At 40.5% G+C, this 21,273-nt stretch carries 17 protein-coding genes; 10 read left to right on the top strand and 7 right to left on the bottom strand.

Annotated features, from left to right (window positions below):
- Positions 1-12: 12 nt before the first annotated feature.
- Positions 13-591 (bottom strand): ACT domain-containing protein, encoded by a 579-nt coding sequence (locus tag AAC000_RS19465; RefSeq protein ID WP_339725121.1) that lies wholly within the window; start codon positions 589-591, stop codon positions 13-15.
- A 113-nt stretch (positions 592-704) separates the two neighbouring features.
- Between AAC000_RS19465 and dapA the strand changes: the two genes are divergently transcribed.
- The 3 genes from dapA (at position 705) to AAC000_RS19450 (ending at position 3,903) form a co-directional block, all read left to right on the top strand.
- Complete coding sequence (dapA, locus tag AAC000_RS19460; protein ID WP_339725119.1) at positions 705-1,586, top strand: 4-hydroxy-tetrahydrodipicolinate synthase; 882 nt, start codon at positions 705-707, stop codon at positions 1,584-1,586.
- A 9-nt stretch (positions 1,587-1,595) separates the two neighbouring features.
- Positions 1,596-2,702 (top strand): outer membrane protein assembly factor BamC, encoded by a 1,107-nt coding sequence (bamC, locus tag AAC000_RS19455; protein WP_339725117.1) that lies wholly within the window; start codon positions 1,596-1,598, stop codon positions 2,700-2,702.
- Between the two features lie 97 nt (positions 2,703-2,799).
- Entirely contained in the window at positions 2,800-3,903 is a 1,104-nt protein-coding gene (locus tag AAC000_RS19450; protein WP_339725116.1) for a phosphoribosylaminoimidazolesuccinocarboxamide synthase, read from the top strand.
- Between the two features lie 54 nt (positions 3,904-3,957).
- Here the strand turns inward: AAC000_RS19450 and AAC000_RS19445 are convergent, their stop codons facing one another.
- Positions 3,958-4,986 carry a LacI family DNA-binding transcriptional regulator gene (locus tag AAC000_RS19445; RefSeq protein WP_339725115.1) on the bottom strand — a complete coding sequence of 343 codons (1,029 nt, stop codon included), beginning with the start codon at positions 4,984-4,986 and terminating at the stop codon, positions 3,958-3,960.
- A 553-nt stretch (positions 4,987-5,539) separates the two neighbouring features.
- Here AAC000_RS19445 and AAC000_RS19440 point away from each other — a divergent pair.
- The 5 genes from AAC000_RS19440 to AAC000_RS19420 all read left to right on the top strand — a co-directional run bounded on the left by AAC000_RS19440 (position 5,540) and on the right by AAC000_RS19420 (position 12,424).
- A complete protein-coding gene (locus tag AAC000_RS19440; protein WP_339725114.1) occupies positions 5,540-6,238 on the top strand; it encodes a DUF1080 domain-containing protein in 699 nt (232 codons plus the stop codon).
- Between the two features lie 2 nt (positions 6,239-6,240).
- On the top strand, positions 6,241-8,604 hold the full coding sequence (locus AAC000_RS19435) for a PVC-type heme-binding CxxCH protein (protein WP_339725113.1): 2,364 nt from the start codon (positions 6,241-6,243) through the stop codon (positions 8,602-8,604).
- A 164-nt stretch (positions 8,605-8,768) separates the two neighbouring features.
- Complete coding sequence (locus AAC000_RS19430) at positions 8,769-9,914, top strand: Gfo/Idh/MocA family oxidoreductase (protein ID WP_339725112.1); 1,146 nt, start codon at positions 8,769-8,771, stop codon at positions 9,912-9,914.
- Positions 9,911-11,320, top strand: a complete 1,410-nt coding sequence (locus tag AAC000_RS19425; protein ID WP_339725111.1) for a divalent metal cation transporter — start codon at positions 9,911-9,913, stop codon at positions 11,318-11,320. Before AAC000_RS19430 ends, AAC000_RS19425 begins: the two co-directional genes overlap by 4 nt.
- Positions 11,321-11,323: 3 nt before the next feature.
- Entirely contained in the window at positions 11,324-12,424 is a 1,101-nt protein-coding gene (locus AAC000_RS19420; RefSeq protein WP_339725110.1) for a Gfo/Idh/MocA family oxidoreductase, read from the top strand.
- A gap of 190 nt (positions 12,425-12,614) precedes the next feature.
- Here AAC000_RS19420 and yfaE read toward each other — a convergent pair whose 3' ends face one another.
- The 3 genes from yfaE to nrdA all read right to left on the bottom strand — a co-directional run bounded on the left by yfaE (position 12,615) and on the right by nrdA (position 16,428).
- Positions 12,615-12,884 carry a class I ribonucleotide reductase maintenance protein YfaE gene (yfaE, locus tag AAC000_RS19415; protein WP_339725109.1) on the bottom strand — a complete coding sequence of 90 codons (270 nt, stop codon included), beginning with the start codon at positions 12,882-12,884 and terminating at the stop codon, positions 12,615-12,617.
- Positions 12,885-12,916: 32 nt separating this feature from the next.
- Entirely contained in the window at positions 12,917-14,047 is a 1,131-nt protein-coding gene (gene nrdB, locus AAC000_RS19410) for a class Ia ribonucleoside-diphosphate reductase subunit beta (RefSeq protein WP_339725107.1), read from the bottom strand.
- Between the two features lie 65 nt (positions 14,048-14,112).
- Positions 14,113-16,428, bottom strand: coding sequence for a class 1a ribonucleoside-diphosphate reductase subunit alpha (nrdA, locus tag AAC000_RS19405; RefSeq protein ID WP_339725106.1), 2,316 nt, complete (start codon positions 16,426-16,428; stop codon positions 14,113-14,115).
- A 177-nt stretch (positions 16,429-16,605) separates the two neighbouring features.
- Between nrdA and AAC000_RS19400 the strand changes: the two genes are divergently transcribed.
- Positions 16,606-16,770: a hypothetical protein gene (locus AAC000_RS19400; RefSeq protein WP_339725105.1), complete on the top strand. Its 165-nt coding sequence runs from the start codon at positions 16,606-16,608 to the stop codon at positions 16,768-16,770.
- Positions 16,771-16,872: 102 nt separating this feature from the next.
- Here AAC000_RS19400 and AAC000_RS19395 read toward each other — a convergent pair whose 3' ends face one another.
- The gene (locus AAC000_RS19395) at positions 16,873-17,529 is read right to left on the bottom strand and encodes an HAD-IA family hydrolase (protein ID WP_339725104.1); all 657 of its coding nucleotides are present in this window, start codon (positions 17,527-17,529) and stop codon (positions 16,873-16,875) included.
- Positions 17,530-18,246, bottom strand: coding sequence for a bifunctional 2-polyprenyl-6-hydroxyphenol methylase/3-demethylubiquinol 3-O-methyltransferase UbiG (gene ubiG / locus AAC000_RS19390; protein WP_339725103.1), 717 nt, complete (start codon positions 18,244-18,246; stop codon positions 17,530-17,532). It lies immediately after the preceding gene.
- Between the two features lie 285 nt (positions 18,247-18,531).
- Here ubiG and gyrA point away from each other — a divergent pair, with 285 nt between their 5' ends.
- Entirely contained in the window at positions 18,532-21,231 is a 2,700-nt protein-coding gene (gyrA, locus tag AAC000_RS19385) for a DNA topoisomerase (ATP-hydrolyzing) subunit A (protein ID WP_339725102.1), read from the top strand.
- Positions 21,232-21,273: the final 42 nt, after the last annotated feature.

The following is a 21,273-nucleotide window of genomic DNA, read 5'->3' as shown; positions in this document are numbered from 1 at the left end:
AGTACAAGGGTTTTAATGATTTGGTTTAATTGAACCTAATAAGTGTAGTGGTTGTAACAATTCTTGAAGTGCATACTCAATTTTTTCAACTTCGAGCTCGTGAGGGATTGAAATCACCATTTTGCACTTCATGGGTTTTTCGTTGGTGGCGTCATTTTCGTCTTTATCTAGAAACTTTAATCTGAATGCGCTAACAGAAATATGATGCTGATTGAAAAATTCAGTGATTTGATCTATCAACCCAGGTGTACTTTCACCACGAATGATAACATCCGCTAAGTGTTCGAGATTTTGTTTGCAATGTTTTTTGGTGCGTTTCATCATCGACAATAAATTGTGCTTCTGACAAGTTTGTGGCAATAAACACTCTGCTTGGGTTATCGCACTTTGACTACCTTCGATAATCATAGTCAGGGAAAAGTCTTGGCCATAAATGGCTTGGCGACTATCCAAAATATTGCATCCCACCCCAGTTACTGTGTCTGCCAAAGTGCTCAATACGCCAAATTGGTCTGAACCTAGTATGGTAATGATAAGTTGCTGCTGCATTTTTAACCAAATCGTTGCTTTAAAATTGGCTATAACATACATGATTGTGGGTGGGTTGATCCAGTTTCAATTCTAATCTGCTAAATGCACCATTCAATGCTTGTTTTTAGGGGGCCAGATCTTTACCATTAGGCGCTAATTTTTGGGGAGTGCACATGTTTACTGGCAGTTTTGTGGCGTTAATTACGCCAATGTATGATAACGGTGAAATAGATTATCCGTCATTGAAGGCGCTCGTTGATTTTCATATTCAAAATGGGTCTCATGGCATAGTGTCTGTTGGTACCACTGGTGAGTCTGCGACTTTACCCTTTTCTGAACATATTGAAGTAGTCAAACGCACTGTAGAGTATGCCCAAGGGAAAATACCTGTCATTGCTGGAAGCGGCGCTAACTCGACCTCAGAAGCCATCTTTTTGAGCGAACAAATGTCTAATACTGGCATTGAAGGGTTTCTAAGTGTTGTGCCTTATTACAATAAGCCACAACAAAAAGGTTTAGTCGCGCACTTTAAGGCCGTAGCTGATTCGACTGACTTACCGGTATTGTTATACAACGTGCCTAGCCGCACAGTGGCTGACATGTTACCGGAGACAGTGGCAGAGTTGGCTAGCCATCCCAAGATTGTTGGCTTAAAGGATGCGACAGGTGATATTGCGCGCTTAAAGGCAACACAAAAACTTGTCTCAGAGGATTTTGTATTATTAAGCGGTGATGACTTAAGCGGTTGTGAGTTTCTTGCGAATGGTGGACATGGGGTCATTTCTGTGACCGCTAATATTGTGCCAAAACAAATGGCTGATATGTGTAATGCGGCTTTGGCGAAGGATTTCCAGTTGGCAGAAAAAATAGATAAACAAATTTGTGGTTTACATAGTGCGTTGTTTATCGAGCCGAACCCTGTGTTACCCAAGTGGGCGTTATACAAAATGGGGCTGACTAATTCAGCTTTTTTACGATTACCTCTAGTTGAATCGGAACTAGCTAGCCAAAATCGTATCGAACAAGTCATGCGCAGTTCTGGCGTATTATCTTAAGGAGATAGCATGACCTATAAGTTTCAACTAATTGGTGTGATAACAGCCACAGTATTATCCGCCTGTAGTTCATTAGAAGAAAGAGAAATAGCCAGTGGTTCATTTGAATATATCAAAGAGCAACCAGGCCAAAAAATTAAAATTCCAGAAGATGTGGATCAGCCAAAATTTAATGATTCCTATAAACTCCCTGATTTAGGTGAAAATGCACCACTGACTGCCATGGGCAAAAAATTGAGTGTGTTATCACCTTCCTTGGTGTTGCCAATTGTGGCTGGCTCCCATATAGAAGAAGGCTCAAAAAACGCGACTGTTTGGTTCGACCAAGTAGATGATGCCGTTCCTTTAGATACTGCAGTCTGGAATTCGTTGATCCGCTTTTTAGAAACTGAGGGGATTGGCGTTGAGATGTTTGACAAAGATAACCAACGTTTGATCACAGACTGGATGGTTTGGGATGAGAGTCAATACAATAAATGGTACAGCTGGTCTAAATCAGAACGTACTGTTGGCCAACGTTTTGAATTTTCATTACAGAAAAAGACCCACGGTAGGTCTGCGGCACTCAGTGTCGATTTAGTTGAATACAAAGAAAAATTGGATCCCGAAAGTTCAGAGATAACCCAAGCAAAAGATAAAAGACGTAACGAAATTGATGTGCTCAATAAAGTCGTTAAGCACTATGAATTTGAAACACAAGTCGCTAGCGTTAAACGTTATCGTCAAATTCGAGAGGGTTTGCCGATGGAATTAGGCTTTGATAGTGACGGGGAACCAGCATTTGTTGTGGCTGCCGATTATGAAGTCACTTGGCCAAGATTGTTACTTGTGTTGAGAAAGTTAGGTTTTGATGTAAAAGATTTTGATAAATCAAACGGCTTGTTGTTTGTTAAATATAATGGCTCTGAAGATGGTTGGTGGAGCAATATCTGGTCAAGTGATAAAAATCAGTTTGATTTAGACATCGAAGAATATCGCATCAAAGTGGTAGCTGTGGGGCAGAAAACTTCAATCACATTATTAGATAATGAGAGCAAACCTTTCTTAGTGAATAAACTAACAGATTTGTACCCCAAGTTTTCGAAGACCATGTCGGCTGACGATCTAGATATTTAGTTGAGTTGTCTCTGGTTGTTAGCGCAGCCAGAGCAGTTTTTCACAGTAAGCATTATTCACGTTTTCTACATTCTTCACATTAAGGAGTTGGCATTGTATGTCGATTGCGGATTCAATTTTATCGGTTAACAATGACCTGCCTATTCGTACAGATTTACCGGTACATAGCGGAAAAGTACGCTCTGTTTATTGGTTAACTGAACAAGACAGTCGCCGTTTAATTGAAAACAAAGCCTATCCTGTGCCTATTGATACACCATTAGCCATAATGGTCATCAGCGACCGGATCTCCGCCTTTGATTGTATATGGCACGGTGAAGGTGGCATGTTAGGCGTACCAGGAAAAGGCGCCGCGTTAAATGCGATTTCTAATCATTGGTTTAAGTTATTTAAACAACAAGGTTTGGCCGACAGTCATATTCTGGATATTCCCCATCCTTTTGTATGGATTGTACAAAAGGCACAACCCGTGATGATTGAAGCGATTTGCCGCCAATACATCACAGGTTCTATGTGGCGGGCTTACGAAAAAGGTGAAAGGAATTTTTGTGGTATTCAACTTGAAGAGGGGCTCACTCAAGACAGTAAATTAGCCAATTTATTGATGACCCCTTCAACAAAAGGTATTTTAAAAGGCATTCCTAATGTACCTGAAGCCGACGATGTGAATATTACTCGGCAAAATATCCTAGATAACCACCATGCTTTTAACTTTAAAGCGCAAAGTGATGTGTCACTGTATGAAAAACTACTCACTGAAGGTTTTGCTTTAATTAGTCAGGCTTTGGCACAGTTGGGACAAGTGTTTGTGGATACCAAGTTTGAATTTGGTTATGTCAAAGATTTAGATGGCAATAACAAGTTGATTTATATGGATGAAGTGGGCACGCCAGATTCATCTAGAATTTGGGATGCACAGCAATATGCGCAGGGTAGGGTAGTTGAAAATTCTAAAGAAGGATTTCGGCAATTATTGTTAAGTCATTTCCCTGATCCTGATATTTTACTAAATAAAGAGCGTATGCCAGAGCGCCAAAATTTGGCTAGAGATAATGCGTTACCAGAAGAGGTATTGATGCAGGTTTCGAAAACTTATATTGATATCGCCGAGAAAATAACTGGAAAAACGCTAATACTGAGTAGCAACCCTAAAGAAGAAATTATCCAAATCTTGAAAAGAGATTACCAGTTAATTGATTAATAACACCGCTGCATTTTAGTGCTGTAATAAATTTAATATGTTCCCAAGTTCAGCTTATTTAATACTGATAGTGGAATCGCGAATAACCAGCTCACCGTCAACGATCCGGGCTTCGTCTTCGCCCATTGGGGGTATCCCTGACTTTTTGTTTTTGAGTCTTTTAATTAACATACTGGCTGCTTGGTAACCAATGGACAGAAGCGGTTGACGCATAGTAGTAATATGGGGCCAAACTTTAGTGGTGATAGAAATGTCATCGATGCCACAAATAGATATGTCATCTGGCACACGTAGACCTTGACTCTGTATTTGGTATAAAACACCGACTGCCATTTCATCATTAGCAGAAAATATTGCTGTCGGTCGCGGGGTTTTATTAAGTAACACAGAGGCTGCATCAATACCTGATTGATAAGTATAATAACCTTGCACTATTAATGCTTCATTTACGTCTAGGTTTGCCTCTTTAAACGCTTTTCGGAAACCTGTTTCACTGCGTCTTGCTGACTCTTGATCGGGGTGACCAAGAATAAAAGCGATGTCTTTATGACCCAATGTTATTAGATACTTGGTCATCTCATAACTGCCCTTAGTCCCATTAAACACAATAGATTCACCACTTTGGAAATCCTTAGGGGCGATTTTGATGTAGTTAATGTTTTTAGCATCTAACATTTCAAGTAATTCTACTTTGTCGCATAAAGGTGGCGTTAAAATAAAACCATCTACAAGGGTGTTTTCAATGAGCATTTCAATTTCTTTTGCTAAGCTTTGAGAACGGTAGCTACAGTCATAGACGAATAGCCCCATTTGTTCTTCAGTACAACTCTGCAAAATTCCTTCCTGTAGCTTCATCAAATAACCTGGGCTTGGGTTATCTGATAATAAAGCAATAAAAAAGGAGCGGTTTTTGGCGAGAGCCATGCCTAAGGGATTACGTTTAAAGCCTAATGCTGCGATTGATACTTGTACTTTGTTTCTGGTTTCTGCACGGACGTTAGCTTCTTGATTAATGACTCTTGAAACCGTTTTCTTTGAAACACCCGCGTGTTTCGCTACATCAGTAATGGTTGCTGATTTCATTCAAGAGTCATCCGTTTTGGTCAAGTGGTAAGGGAAAGGTGTCGTTATATTTTATCTATATTTACACTAGATAAGTGAACTATTGCACTAAGTCCTACTATTTCTAAACATTTTAACTCATCCACACTTTCGCCGATTGGGTTTATTTATAGATGTTGTTGATACCGGTGTCAATAACCATGATCGCGAATATTAGCGATAAAAGGGTAACTCTCCATTGGTTGCCTGTGTTTGTATTGCAATACTGGCTGTAAAAGCCGGCTCAGTGGTAAGGTTAAGATGCACATATTCTAAGCCTTTGCTAGCTGTGAGTATTATAAATCCTTAGGTTCACTCGACTGTGTGCATCTATGTCCTTAGTAAAATGATTTAAAATAGTGATTCAGTTAAATAAATAAGCAAAACAATGTACTGAATAAATTTTATTGTATTTATATTTGACACCGGTGTCACCCAATGTATTATTCGAACTGAATGTTGCCTAAGTGTTAAATGAATTTACTTTTGGTGGGTTTTTGAGCGTTTTCGATTTTTGGAGTTAATTTAAAATATTATGATTGCTATTAAGAGTGTAGTTTGTGGTTTGCTAGTAGCCAGCTTGGCTCCTTCGGTGCTAGCCGAAGAGGTGTCGTTAATCGACCCTCAGCTTAGCCAATTTCAAAATGTATATGCTTATGGTAAAGCTGAAGTGGTTGGCGATGTGATTGAGCTTAACTCAATTGGTAATTTCTTTTTATTGACCCAAAAAACCTACAAAAACTTTGTGTTTAAAGCGGAAGTGAAAATGCCTGCTGTAACGGAATACTCTAATTCTGGCATTATTTTTCGTGCACAGCTCAAACCCACACAAGATGGCTACCATGAAGCCGCAGGGTATCAGGCTGAAGTGGATCCATCGGCGCGTAAGTGGAGTGGGGGATTGTACGATCAAGCAAGACGTGATTGGTTATATCCAACTCATGCAACACGTTCTCATCCAGATCATCATTTTATTCGCAGTGTTTTAAGTGAGTGGACAGAACAACAAGGCAATGCTTATAAACCCGGAGAATGGAATCAGTATCGTATTGAGTGTAGGGGCAGCAATATTAAAATTTATTTAAACGATATTTTAACTACCCATGTAATAGATACTAAAGATGCTGAAGGACTCATTGGACTGCAACACCATGGTAGCAAAAAACTACAAGACACGGGTAAAACCGATAACGTGGTGCGCTTTAGAAATGTAACTATAAGAGAATTGGATTAGCTATGAAAAATATTACTGGATGGGCGGTATGTTCACTGTGTTTGATTGTAACTAGCTCGTTGACTATGGCGTCGCAAGATAGCGTAAAATCAAAAAATAAGGGAGACCGCCCTGGTCATGTTATGACTGCGCCTTTGGCTCCTGAGGAAATTCCACCTGCACCCATTTTGACAGTGCCACAGGCCTTATCGTCGATGCAAATACAACCGGGCTTTGTACTGGAAAACGTCGCGGCTGAACCTTTAGTGGCGAGTCCTATCGATATTGCCTTTGATTCAGATGGGCGTATTTGGGTAGCTGAAATGTTGACCTTTATGCCGGATCTTGATGGTAATAATGAAGAACTTCCAGAAGGAAGCATTGCCGTTTTACAAGATACTGATGGTGACGGTCAAGTCGATAAACGCACCGTTTTCCTTGATAACGTCATACTGCCTAGAACAGTGTCTATGGTAAAAGGTGGGATCTTATATGCCGACCAAGAACAGTTATATTTTGCTGAGGTGCTCGCTGGTGACAAACTTGGCCTACATGAAGTGGTCGACCCTACTTACGCCGAAGGCGGCAATATAGAACACAAACCAAACGGTATGTTGTATGCCCTTGATAATTGGTATTACAACACAAAAAGTAACCGTAAATACCGAGTATTAAACCTAAACGCTGCTGTACCTGCAGGTGCTGAAGAAATTTATCGAAATAAATATTGGAAAATGGTGGTTGCTACGACCGACTTTCGCGGTCAGTGGGGGTTAAGCTCTGACGACTACGGGCGTTTATACCACAATGGTAACAGTTCACCTGCACAAGGGGAGTATTTACGTCCAGGCTCGTTGATGAAAAACCCCGGTTTCCAAAAGCCAGTTAAAGCAAATAATATTGGCACTAAACGTGTCTACCCAGCTCGTGTTAACCCTGGTGTGAATCGGGCGTATTTACCCAACATTTTAGTTGCTGAGGGTGACAACAAGGGCAAGTTAGCGTCATTCACTGCAGCTAGCGGTAATCAATTATACCGTGGTGATCAATTTCCAGAAGATTTTTACGGCGTTTCTTTTACGCCAGAGCCTGCGGGTAATCTTATTTCAGCTCGAAGGGTAGTAGAAACACCTGGGGCATTGGAAGGTGTGGATATTTATCCTCAATCTGAATTGTTAACTTCTACCGATGAACGCTTTCGTCCTGTAAACCTCAATACTGCGCCAGATGGGTCTTTGTATATTGTTGATATGTATCATGGGGTTATCCAGCATAAAGAATTTCTCACTACCTATTTACGCAAACAATATGAATCAAGAGGGTTAGATAAAAATAATCGTTCAATGGGTCGTATCTATCGATTGCGTTGGAAAGATAATGCCTTAGGCGAACAGCCCAAGATGTCACAGCAAACGCCCGCGCAATGGGTTAAACACCTCAGTCACAGTAATGCTTGGTGGCGAGATATGGCGCGTCAATTAATTGTGCAACAAGGTGATATGTCCGTTGTACCTGCAATTAAAAAATTATTGAGTGCCAGTGAAGACCATAGAGTCAGAATTAATGCGTTATGGACGTTAGAAGGTCTGGACGCATTAGATTTGTCTGTTATTGAGACGGGACTGACAGATATTCATCCAAAAGTAAAAGTATCTGCAATTGAATTAAGTTCACATTTACCAGTTTCAGATCATGCTGAGGTAGCTGAGAATTTAATAAAACTTGCGTCCTCGGGTTACGAACTGGGGATACAAGTAGCCTTAGTTGCGGGGGAAGTTAAATCGCCGCGGGCTTTGTTAGCATTAAAACAGGTATTGATTGAATATGCCGATAAACCTTGGGTGAAAGAAGCGGCCATCAGTGGTTTAGCAGGCCGTGAGGAAGCGTTTAAAGCATTACTCACTGATTTTGAAAACGATGATTTTATTGCAATGTTAAATCGAGTTGGCCAAAAAGATCTAGTAGACAGTAATTCTCTTAATCTGCCTGACTACGAGCGGGATAGTTACAATCGCGGTCAGGTTATTTATGACGGTAAGGCTAGCTGTTTTGGTTGTCATGGCAAAGACGGCAAAGGTATCGACAATATGGGACCGCCATTGTTAGCAAGTGAATGGGTCACAGAGTCAGAGCATCGTTTAGCTAAAATATTGTTAAGTGGCTTGATGGGGCCAATACAAGTTAATGGTACCAAGTACAACGGTAGCATGATAATGCCTGGTTTTAGCGCCAACCTTACAGATCAAGAGTTGGCCGATGTCAGTACCTATATCCGTAATAATTGGGGTAATACGTCATCTTATGTGTCTAAAAGTGTATTTGAAGCCTTACGCAAAGAAACTAGCAATAGACAAGTGCCCTATACCGAAAAAGAATTACAGCCATAATTCTGGCGTAACATATTGCATCCTGGCTAGCTCATTATCTGAATTCGTTTTGATAGTTTTTGGCCTTGGATAATAAACTAATAAAGACGTAGTTAAAGTACTGAAAGACAAGCTATGGCTAATTGCTTAGTGCATGACGCGTATTTAAAAAGAAGAAAGAAGTTATGAGTGATTTACGATTAGGGGTGATTGGCCTAGGCAATATTGGCCAACAGCATATTAAACATATTCAAAGCGGTGCGGTTCAACACTGCGTGATTACTGCACTGGCTTCCAGAGGTGAGAGCCCTTTGGCAACTCAGATTAACGCTACACATTTTAATGATTATCGTGAATTGATTGATTCTGGGCTGTGTGATGCAGTGCTGATCGCGACCCCCACTATGAGTCATTTAGAGATGGGTCTTTATGCCTTGCAAAAGGGATTGCATGTGTTGATGGAAAAACCTTTAGGTTTGTCTATTGCACAAGGGCAAGCGTTACTCGCTGCTACGGGAGCCGAACAGGTTTTTGCTTTAATGCTTAATCAGCGTGTTGCCCCGGTGTTTGCCAAAATGAAGAGTGTGATGGATGCAGGTACTCTAGGCGAGTTACAGCGTACTCACTGGACAATGACCAACTGGTTTCGACCTGAAGTATATTTTCAAGTGTCTGACTGGCGTGCTACTTGGCGTGGCGAAGGGGGAGGCTTGTTGTTGAACCAATGTATCCACAATATCGATATTTTCCAGTGGTTAACAGGCATGCCTATTGCGGTTCAGGGTTTTTGTGGTTTTGGTAAGTATCACAATATAGAAGTGGAAGACGAAGCAACGGCCTATTTTGAATATGAAAATGGTGCCACCGGGATATTTGTTGGCTCCACGGGGGAAGCCCCTGGCGTGAATCGTTTAGACATAGTTGGTGACAAAGGCATGTTGAGCTTTGATGGTGATAGGTTATTACTGACAGAAAATTCACCCTCAACGTCACAGTACAACAGTGAAACTAAGGATATGTTTGGTCAACCCAGCAATCAGCAAGTTGACATTACACCTAGCGAGTCTGTCAACCAGCATGCAATAGTGATCAACAATTTTGTACAAGCTATTTTACAACAAGAACCGTTAATTGCGCCCGCTATACAAGGTATCGACTCTTTGGCTATCGCCAACGGAATATTGTGGTCTGCATGGAGTGGTCAGCGGATCACTTTCCCTCTTGATGGTTTGGGATATCAGGCTGCTCTGGATGAAAAACTCGAACACTCGGGACTACGAAAAAAGTCAGACATTAAAACCAATATTGATATGGAGGCATCTTACCGATGAGTCAAACTCTTGAATCCCAAGCGCCCAGTGAAGAAGTTTTAACGTTACGAGCGTTAGCACAAAAACCTTGGTATGCCAGAATTCCTAAATATGTGGCACTGAGTGGCCCAGGATGGTTGCAAGGCGCCATGACATTGGGTGGTGGCAGTGCTGTTACGTCACTGACTATAGGTGCGGTATTTGGTTACGAATTTTTATGGGTACAACCTATCGCCATGCTTATTGGCTGTATTATGTTATTTGCCTTGTCTTATCAAACGTTACAGAGTCAAAAGTCTCCTTTCGAGTCCATGAAAAAACATGTTAATCCCGGTATTGCTTGGGCTTGGGCGATTGCCGCTTTTGCTTCGAGTATTATTTGGGGATTCGCACACTATCCGTTGAGTGCCGGGATGTTAGAAGAGATTATCTTAGTATCCAGCGGTTTTGATGTCGATCAAGATAACGAATTGGGAAGAGATCTGTATTTATTACTGCTGGCGATCATTGTTTGGGCAGGGTGCGCGTTTACTGCTTGGAAATATGGTGAACAAGTCGATGAAGGTGCGGACGGTAAAAGTGGTCAACATAACGCAGTAAAACTATTTGAGACAGGTATTAAGTTACTCAGCGGACTTATTGTTATCGCCTTCGCTTGGGTTGTGATCAGCGCGTCCCTTAACGATAAAATTAATTGGGGGGCGGTGCTCGCCGGTTACATCCCTAGTTCACTGCCTGATACATCTGAAGGTGTGACTATGATGATGGCCGCCCTTGGCAGTGCGGTTGGTATTAATATGACTTTTATTTACGGCTTTACTTTGCTGCATAAAAAGTGGACCCCAGAGCATGTTGAATTATCTCGTTACGATATTGGCATGGGTTTAGTGGTTCCTTATATTTTGATCACTAGCTTGATAAGTATCGCCGCTGCAGGCGCATTTTTTGGTTCCGATTTAGATATTCAGGGCAAACTTAGCCCGACACAAGCAGGCAAAATGTTTATGTCAGCTGGGCTCGATGAAGTTACCAGCCGATTAATTTTTGCCTTTGGGATTCTGGGAATGGCGGTAGGCTCTTTGGTTATGCACATGTTGTGTTGTGGCTCTGCGGCAGCCGCCATGTTTGGTTGGCAAGAAGGCAGCTTAAAATACAAACTGGCGCTATTAGCACCTACTCCAGCCGTTTTAGGTGTATTTGTTTGGTCCACTATGGGCGCCTATGTGGTACTACCTACTTCGGCTATCTGTGGATTTTTATTGCCTATTGCTTATATAGGTTGGGCTGTTTTACACAACAAAAAAGACTACTTGGGTGCTGCTAGGCCTGAAGGTCTGAAGCGGCATTTGTTCAATCTAGCAATGCTGATTTGTATTGTTACTGTACTAACCAGTGTTGTTTATTCTACCTATGTAAAATTGGGCTAAAACATGACCTCAAAAAAATCTTCACCCAATATTAAAGACGGGGCTAATTATAGTCCTGAAGGAAAAGTAGAAAAAGTCATAGAAGAAAATCAGTTTTTCTTTTCTGTGGCATTTTTAGATCACGGGCATATCTACGCACAAACTAATGGTTTAGTGCAGGCCGGTGCCACACTTAAATATGTATACGATCCTGACGCTAAACGATTAGCTGACTTTTGTGCTAAGTATCCACAAGTCACAATTGCCGAGTCTTTCGAGCAGATCTTGCAAGATAAACAAACACAAATAGTGGCTAGTGCGGCCATTCCTAATTTACGTGCAGATATTGGTATAAAAGTGATGCAATCAGGTAAAGATTATTTTACCGATAAGTCGCCCTTTACCTCGCTAGGCCAATTGGCTGAAGTTAAGTCAGTGGTTGCAGAAACAGGGCGAAAATACGCAGTGTATTATGCTGAACGTTTACACAATGAAGCCGCATGGCAAGCTGGTGAGTTGATTAAATCTGGGGCGATAGGGCGGGTGTTACAAGTGATTACCTTAGCTCCTCATCGCTTATCTAAAGCTACAAGGCCTGATTGGTTTTTTGATAAAGCCGCCTATGGTGGTATTTTAACTGACATAGGCTCACACCAAGTGGAGCAATTTTTAACTTACGCAGGTGTCAGTGATGCAAAGATCAATTATGCTCGTGCCAGTAATCTAAATAATCCAGATAAAGTAGGATTGGAAGATTTTGGTGAGATGTCGATGACAGCTGACAACGGTGCATCATTTTATGCCAGGGTTGATTGGTTTACTGCAGATGGACAAGCCACTTGGGGAGATGGGCGGACCTTTATATTAGGTACACATGGTAATATCGAATGCCGAAAATATAATGACGTTGCTCGCCAAGCCCCTGCTTCAAAATTGTTTTTAACCAATACCGAATGCGAACAAGAAATAGACTGCTTGGGAAATAGTGGATTCCCTTATTTTGGGCAACTTATTCTCGATGTGATTAATCGGACTGAAAATGCCATGACACAAGCACATGTGTTTAAAGCGGCAGAATTGAGTATGTTGGCACAACACATTGCCGATCAAAATGTTGCAGGTTAACTGTTTCAGTTTGATTTTCCTGAGCAGATGAGGGGCATAAGTAAAGAATATAGACCTGTTGAGCCTCAGCAAATGTTTGTTGAGGATCTGCAAGCCAATTGTTTGACTTCTGGATATGATCTGTAAATTTTGATTAGCGGTGCTTTGTTGCTGATGTAAGCAGGGTATAGATGACTTAAATCAAATATTACTATCCTATTGCTATAGTTATATTACTAGTAGGAATGCAGCAACAGGGGAGAATTTCATCATCGTCTATAAACGCCAATGGATCTGTGGTGTATTCTACCTCTCCATTAATCAGTTTACTTCTACAAGCGCCACAATAACCTTCACGGCAATGATACTGAATTTCAATTTGCTGAAGCTCGATAGTTTCTAATAGGGTTTTTGGCGAATGATGTTCGACAGTTTTATGATCTTGTATAGTCACGATAAAACTGTCGTTGTTGTTACTCATCTACTTTATCCTAGAATCAAGTTTTTCTAGGCTTATAAATCAAAATCACCAAAATCATCGGCATTCACTTCTGAGTCAATTTGTCCTACTAAATAAGAGCTAATCTCCGATTCTTGAGGGGCAACTTGCACATTGTCAGAACTGAGGTAATTATTCATCCAGGGAAGCGGGTTGCTTTTTACATCAAATGGTTGCCCTAAACCTATGGCCGACATGCGATGGTTGGCAATAAATTCAACGTATTGACATAAAATTTCTTTATTTAGGCCAATCATTGAACCATGTTGAAATAAAAATGCGGCCCATTCTTTTTCTTGTTCTACGGCATTAAGGAATATCTGTGTCGCTTGTTCTTTACATTCCTCTGCAATTTCAGCCATTTCTGGATCATCTTTACCTTTAGCCCATAAATTCAAAACATGTTGAGTCGAGGTCAAGTGTAAGTTTTCATCTCGGGCGATTAAGCGAATGATTTTCGAATTACCTTCCATTAATTCACGTTCTGCAAAGGCGAAGGTACAAGCAAAAGAGACATAAAAACGTATCGCTTCTAAGGCATTCACTGAATTCATGCATAGATACAGTTTTTTCTTAAGCTCACGCATTGTTATTTTATGACTCACTCCTTTTACTAAGTGTGTGCCTTCACCTAATGTTTGCCAAAGCTGAGTAGCAAAAATGAGGTCGTCATAATATTGAGAAATGTCTGCCGCACGTTTTTTGATTTCATCATTTTCAACTATGTCATCAAAAATACTGCTGGGATCACCAAATAAGTTTCGTAAAATGTGCGTATACGAACGCGAGTGGATGGTCTCAAAAAATGACCATGTTTCAACCCAGGTTTCTAATTCTGGAATAGAAATAATCGGCAAAAATGCGATATTTGGACTTCTACCCTGAATTGAATCGAGCAATGTTTGATATTTTAAGTTAGAAATAAAAATATGTTTTTCTGAGTCACTTAGTTTTTGAAAGTCGACTCTGTCTTTGCTGACATCAACTTCTTCAGGGCGCCAAAAAAAGCTAATTTGTTTCTCTATCAATTTTTCAAAAATATGATGCTTTTGTTGGTCATAACGCGCCACATTGACCGGATTGCCAAAAAACATCGGTTCTGTTAGTGGGTTATTATTTACTTGATTAAAAGTGGTATATTTCATTAATTATTGTTGCCATTAAAAATTCAAACCAGCTTTAAAAAAGCTGCCTAAGCAGCCTTCTAAAGTTATATTTTACATGCGCCGCCCGCGCAATCGTCATCTTCTTCTATTACCACTTCCTTTGGCACAAACTTTTGGCTAGTCAGTTCTTGCTGAGTCGCATCGTCGGCACCATCTCGCGTGTTATGGTAATACAAGGTTTTCACGCCAAGTTTGTAGCTAGTGAGCAAGTCTTGAAGCAGCAACTTCATCGGCACTTTACCACCTTCGTATTTATTTGGATCGTAACTGGTGTTGGCAGATATGGTTTGGTCTACAAATTTTTGCATGATCCCAGCAAGTTGTAGGTACCCATCGTTTGACGGCAGGTCCCATAACAACTCGTATTTGTCTTTTAGTCTTTCATATTCAGGCACAACTTGTTTTAACACACCATCTTTACTGGACTTAACACTAATGTGCCCTCGAGGTGGTTCAATTCCGTTAGTGGCATTGGATATTTGTGAAGACGTTTCTGAGGGCATTAATGCCGATAACGTACTGTTACGTAAACCGTATTGTTTGATGTCAGCTCTGAGGGAATCCCAGTCACAGTGCAAGGGTTCATCACAAATCTTATCTAGATCCTTTTTATAGGTATCAGTTGGCATTAAACCTTGGAAATAAGTCGTTTCGTTGAATTTAGGACAAGCGCCTTTTTCTTTGGCTAAGTTACAAGATGCCCGCATTAAGTGATACTGCATGGCTTCAAAGGTTTTATGTACTAGGCCATTTGCACTTCCGTCTGAATACTTAACTCCATTTTTGGCTAAGTAGTACGCAAAATTAATCACACCTATGCCTAAAGTACGACGTCCCATAGTGGCGTTGAGTGCCGCTGGAACAGGATAATCTTGATAATCTAATAAGTTGTCCAGTGCACGAACCGCTAAATCAGATAGTTCAGCAAATTCGTCGACACTTTCAATTGCACCCAAGTTAAATGCAGATAATGTACATAAGGCAATTTCGCCATTTTCGTCATTGACATGTTCAAGAGGTTTAGTAGGTAACGCAATTTCTAAGCACAAGTTACTTTGGCGCACAGGTGCCAATTTAGGGTTAAATGGGCTGTGGGTATTGCAGTGGTCGACATTCTGCAAATAAATACGTCCAGTACTGGCACGCTCTTGCATAAATAAACTAAACAATTCTATGGCTTTAATCTGCTTTTTACGGATGCTGTCGTCTTTTTCGTATTGCACATATAAACGTTCAAATTCATCTTGGTCGGCAAAAAACGCGTCGTAAAGTCCAGGGGTGTCTGACGGACTGAATAAGGTAATGTGCTGATCTTTGATCAAACGGGTATACATCAATTTATTAAATTGCACCCCGTAATCTAAATGACGTACACGGTTTTCTTCTACACCACGGTTATTTTTCAAAACCAAAAGTGATTCAACTTCTAAATGCCATAATGGATAAAACAAGGTGGCAGCACCACCTCGGACACCACCTTGTGAACAACTTTTAACTGCGGTTTGGAAATGTTTATAAAAAGGGATACAACCTGTATGAAAGGCTTCACCGCCGCGAATAGGGCTACCTACGGCTCGAATACGCCCGGCATTAACACCAATACCTGCTCGTTGGCTGACATATTTGACTATGGCGCTGGCTGTCGCATTGATTGAATCTAAACTGTCTCCGGCTTCAATTAATACACAAGAGCTAAATTGGCGAGTAGGGGTTCTCACACCCGCCATAATAGGGGTAGGCAATGAAATCTTAAACTTGGAGGTGGCATCGTAAAAACGTTTGATGTAGTCCATACGCACGTCTTTTTCATAATTAGCGAACAAACATGCAGCTACTAATATATATAAGAATTGCGCACTTTCGTAAATCTCTCCGGTCACACGGTTTTGAACTAAATACTTACCTTCAAGTTGTTTTACGGCAGCATAACTAAAATTCATATCACGCCAATGATCGAGGTATTCATTCATTTCATTGAATTCTTCGGCACTGTAATCTTCGAGTAAATGTTTATCGTACTTACCTTTGGCAACCATACTTTTAACATGGTCTTCTAGAGCGGGCGGTTCAAAACGACCATAGGCTTTTTTACGTAAATGGAATATGGCTAATCGCGCAGCTAAATATTGATAGTCTGGACAGTCAGTAGAAATAAGATCCGCAGCGGATCGAATAAGAGTCTCGTGAATATCGGCAGTTTTTATGCCGTCGTAAAATTGAATATGTGCCTTAATTTCAACTTGTGAAACGGAAACGTTATTTAATCCTTTAGCGGCCCATTCGATTACTTTATGGATTTTTTCCAGATCAATAATCTCACGTTCGCCGGTGCGTTTGGTGACGTATAAGTTGTTATTCATGTATTAGCCGTTCTTTTATTCTATAAAGTCGTATAGATGACTTTTATTTAGCGCGAAAATGCAATGTTAGAGTTGCTTACCCCTAAGCCCTTTGTCTTTGTTGATACGAACACATTTTATGCTGTTTTTAGTGTGTTTGTTTTGATTGTGTTTTCGTGTTCAACGGAACACAAGATAATGAGGTTTTTGATCCAATGCAACCCAACATATGGTGGTTTTGTGTTCGATCTTGGTGCAGTGAATAAAAGGTTAGTAGTGACTCACCTAAAAGCGCCTTTTGAGTTGCGTTTAATAGAAATGCAAGACAATATTTGGGATATTTTTTTTATTAAATTTTTTTAATGTAAAAAACTGATGCTTATTATTTATCGATATATAGGGGGTAAAGTAACCTGTAAACACTAGATGTCGTGTTTTTCATAAAATCAGGTCTAATTTTTTGGCTTAAAAATAAGCTAATAAATCACTAGGGTTATGAATACTAAGGTCTGCATTCCATTCATCAGTTTGTTGTTTATCAGAAATATAACCATATTGGGCAATGACACTGATCATATTTGCGGCATTGGCAGATTGAATATCCCGTTCAGCGTCACCAATATACCAAGTATTGGGCGCCGTGAGCGCGAACTTTTCTTCCGCATGTAATAAAGGCAAAGGATGGGGTTTTCTTTCGCTTAAGGTATCACCACTAATAATTACAGCACAATTTTCTAATAGGGGAAATGCAGTGACAAGTTGCAACGTCAAAAATTCTGGTTTGTTAGTGACAATGCCCCAGGGCACATTTTTTTTATTGAGTGTTAACAATAGCTGTTCAACGCCTATAAAATAATCGGTGTCGACACAGATATTATTTTCATAATAATCTAAAAATTGTTGACGTAATTTGTCAAAGTCAAAGTGTTTTAGATCGTCTCCAAAACCTAATTCGAGCATGCCCTTGGCGCCATCAGACGCAATGTTACGATAGGTATCATGGGCGACTGTTGGGCGGCCTAATGTACTTAATATTTGATTAAGTGCATTGCCTAAATCTTTTGCGGTGTCGAGTAGAGTACCATCAAGGTCAAACAGTATTGCATTGGGTTTTTTTAACATTTAGTCATCACTATTACGGCAGTGGATAATATAATTAACATCAACATTTTGATTGGATAAATAATATTCTTGGCTAATAGGATTCATATGTAATCCAGTCATTCTTTGTACTAGTAGTTGTGTGTCATCTATCCATGACATTAATTCTGAGGGTTTAATAAACTTATCGTGTTGGTGGGTACCTTTGGGTACTAGCCCTAATACGTATTCAGCACCGACTATTGCCATCAAGTAAGATTTAATATTTCTATTTAAGGTCGAAAAAAATACATGTCCGCCTGGTTTGACTAATCGATAACAGGCGTTGACCACTGAGCTTGGATCTGGTACATGCTCTAACATTTCCATGCAGGTCACCACATCATATTGGGCTGGGTGTTTAGCGGCGAATTCTTCCGCGGTGGTCTGTTGGTAATCAACACTTAATCCCGATTCTAAACCATGTAAACGTGCAATTTCTAAAGGGGCTTCTCCCATATCAATGCCTGTCACCTGAGCACCGTGACGGGCCATACTCTCGGCTAAAATGCCACCACCACAACCGACATCTAAAACTTGTTTGTTTTTTAAGCCTTCACAGTGTTGCTGGATATAATCTGTTCTTAAAGGATTGATTTGATGTAATGGTTTGAATTCACCAGCAAGATCCCACCATCTTGATGCTAATTCAGAAAATTTTTGGATTTCGTTATGGTCGACGTTTTGCGTATTTTGCATATCTATCATTTAGCCCGATTAACATTCTTACCTAAACAGTGGCTATCTTAATCTACAATCTGATCAAATTAAATCGCAGATATGGGTATATCCTGACTGATTGCGCACTATATGAGCGACTTGCGGCTATTCATTTTAATTTGTAGGTGGTAGAATCGAGCGGTTCAAAAGAAAGATAAATTCGGGTGAAAACGTAAACCTAATTTTAAGTCCTAGCTTAAAATTGACCAAACGAGTTTTGCTTATTTAATATTCTAATAATAACGACTAGGGACAAGGCTGTATATGACTGATCACGCCCATGAAATTCTTCCAATTAATATAGAAGAAGAACTTAAAAACTCTTATCTCGACTATGCGATGAGTGTAATTGTTGGCAGGGCGCTGCCTGATGTACGAGATGGCTTAAAGCCGGTTCATCGCCGCGTTTTATTTGCCATGAATGAATTAAAAAATGATTTTAATAAACCTTATAAGAAGTCTGCCCGTGTGGTAGGTGATGTAATTGGTAAATATCACCCACATGGTGATTCAGCCGTTTACGACACTATTGTTCGTATGGCACAGCCTTTTTCTCTAAGGTATATGTTAGTCGATGGGCAAGGTAACTTTGGTTCGGTTGACGGTGATTCCGCGGCTGCAATGCGTTACACCGAAATTCGTATGGCAAAAATTGCCCACGAATTATTGGCCGATTTAGAAAAAGAAACCGTTGATTTTGTACCTAACTACGACGAATCGGAATTTATCCCTAGCGTATTGCCGACTAGAATACCTAATTTATTAGTGAATGGTTCTTCAGGTATAGCCGTAGGTATGGCTACTAACATTCCACCACATAACTTAACAGAAGTGGTGAATGGTTGTATTGCGCTGATAGACAACCCTGCATTAACCATCGAAGAGTTAATTGAATATATTCCGGGACCTGATTTTCCGACTGCTGCATTTATAAGTGGTAGAAAAGGGATTGAAGAAGCCTATCGTACTGGTCGCGGCAAAATATATATGCGTGCCCGCGCAGAAATTGAAACTGAAGATAATGGTAAAGAAACCATTATTGTTCACGAAATTCCTTATCAGGTGAACAAAGCACGATTAATTGAAAAAATCGCTGATTTGGTTAAAGAGAAAAAGATAGAAGGTATTTCTGCCCTACGTGACGAGTCTGACAAAGACGGTATGCGTATTGTGGTAGAGGTCAAACGCAATGAGTCTGCTGAAGTACTCTTAAACCACTTGTATTCGCAAACCCAAATGCAAACAGTATTTGGCATCAATATGGTGGCGTTAGATAAGACCCAGCCGAAGATATTTAACCTGATGGATATCTTAAAGGCCTTTGTATTGCATCGCCGCGAGGTCGTTACTAGACGTACTGTATTCGAACTGAAAAAGGCCCGTGAGCGTGCTCATATCCTTGAAGGTTTGGCCATTGCTCTGGTTAATATCGATCCTATCATTGCAATGATCAAAGCCTCTAAAAGTCCAGCAGATGCCAAAGTCTCTTTGACCGCTCAAGGTTGGTCTTTAGGTGATGTTGCTGAGATGCTTGAACGCGCTGGCAATGATGCGGCACGTCCAGATTGGTTAGAGCCCCAGTATGGCATTCGTGATGGATTGTATTATTTAACAGAACAGCAAGCGCAAGCGATACTTGATTTGCGTTTGAACAAGTTAACTGGTTTGGAACATGACAAGATATTGTCAGAATACAAAGAGTTACTTGAAGTAATTGCTGAGTTGTTACACATTTTAGGCAGCCCTGAACGATTGATGGAAGTGATTCGTGAAGAGCTTGAGAAAGTACGTGATGAATACGGCGATGAGCGCCGTACTGTTATTACTGCAGCCTCACATGACATAGATATTGAAGATTTAATTGAACGTGAAGAGGTTGTTGTGACCTTGTCTCGTGAAGGATACGTTAAGTATCAAAAACTCAATGATTATGAATCACAACGTCGTGGTGGCCGCGGTAAATCTGCTACTAAGATGAAAGATGAAGATTTCATCGAGAAGTTATTAGTGGCTAACACCCATGATCATATTTTGTGCTTCTCTACACGTGGTCGTTTGTATTGGTTAAAAGTGTATCAATTACCTCTTGCCAGCAGAAACGCCCGTGGTCGTCCAATAGTGAATATTCTTCCTCTTGAAGAAAATGAACGAATTACCGCTATTTTACCCATTCAAGAATTTGAAGAAGGTAAATACGTATTGATGGCCACTGCAAATGGCACAGTGAAGAAAACCGCTTTAAATTCATATTCACGCCCAAGAGCTAACGGTATTATTGCCGTTAATTTGAATGAAGGTGATGAGTTGATAGGTGTTGACATCACTCACGGTGATGACGACATTATGTTGTTCTCTGATGCAGGTAAAGTGGTTCGTTTTAACGAGAAACAACGTGAAGCTGATACAGGTAATGTGAAACTTGATCCTGAAACAGGTGAAGAATTACTTGCACTACGTCCTATGGGTAGAACTGCGACAGGTGTGCGTGGTATTCGCTTGCAAGAAGGGCAAAAAGTGATTTCTTTGATTGTACCTAAAGGTGATGGCGCGATATTGACCGCTACTGAAAATGGCTTTGGTAAACGTACACCCATTGCTGATTACCCGGCTAAGAGTCGAGCGACTCAAGGTGTGGTATCAATCAAAGTGTCAGAGCGTAACGGAAAAGTTGTCGGAGCGGTGCAGGTTAATGAGAGTGATGAAATCATGCTTATCAGTGACCAAGGTACACTTGTTAGAACCCATGTTGAAGAAGTCTCAACTGTTGGCCGTAACACTCAAGGTGTGCGCTTAATACGCACCATTGAAGGTGAACATGTGGTTGGTTTACAACGTATCGACGAAATCGAAGTGCCTGAAGGTGAATTGCTTGAAGGTGAAGAAACTGAAGTGATTGAAGCAAGTACTGTCGAAAGTGCAGGCGACGACGCAGATGACACCACTGAAGAAAACAAAGATGAATAAGTGAGTCCAATTTTTTATATTGAAAAATATGGAAACTAACTG

Source organism: uncultured Paraglaciecola sp. (genome assembly GCF_963977085.1).
Classification (GTDB): domain Bacteria; phylum Pseudomonadota; class Gammaproteobacteria; order Enterobacterales; family Alteromonadaceae; genus Paraglaciecola.
This window is presented reverse-complemented; position numbering and strand designations above follow the sequence as displayed.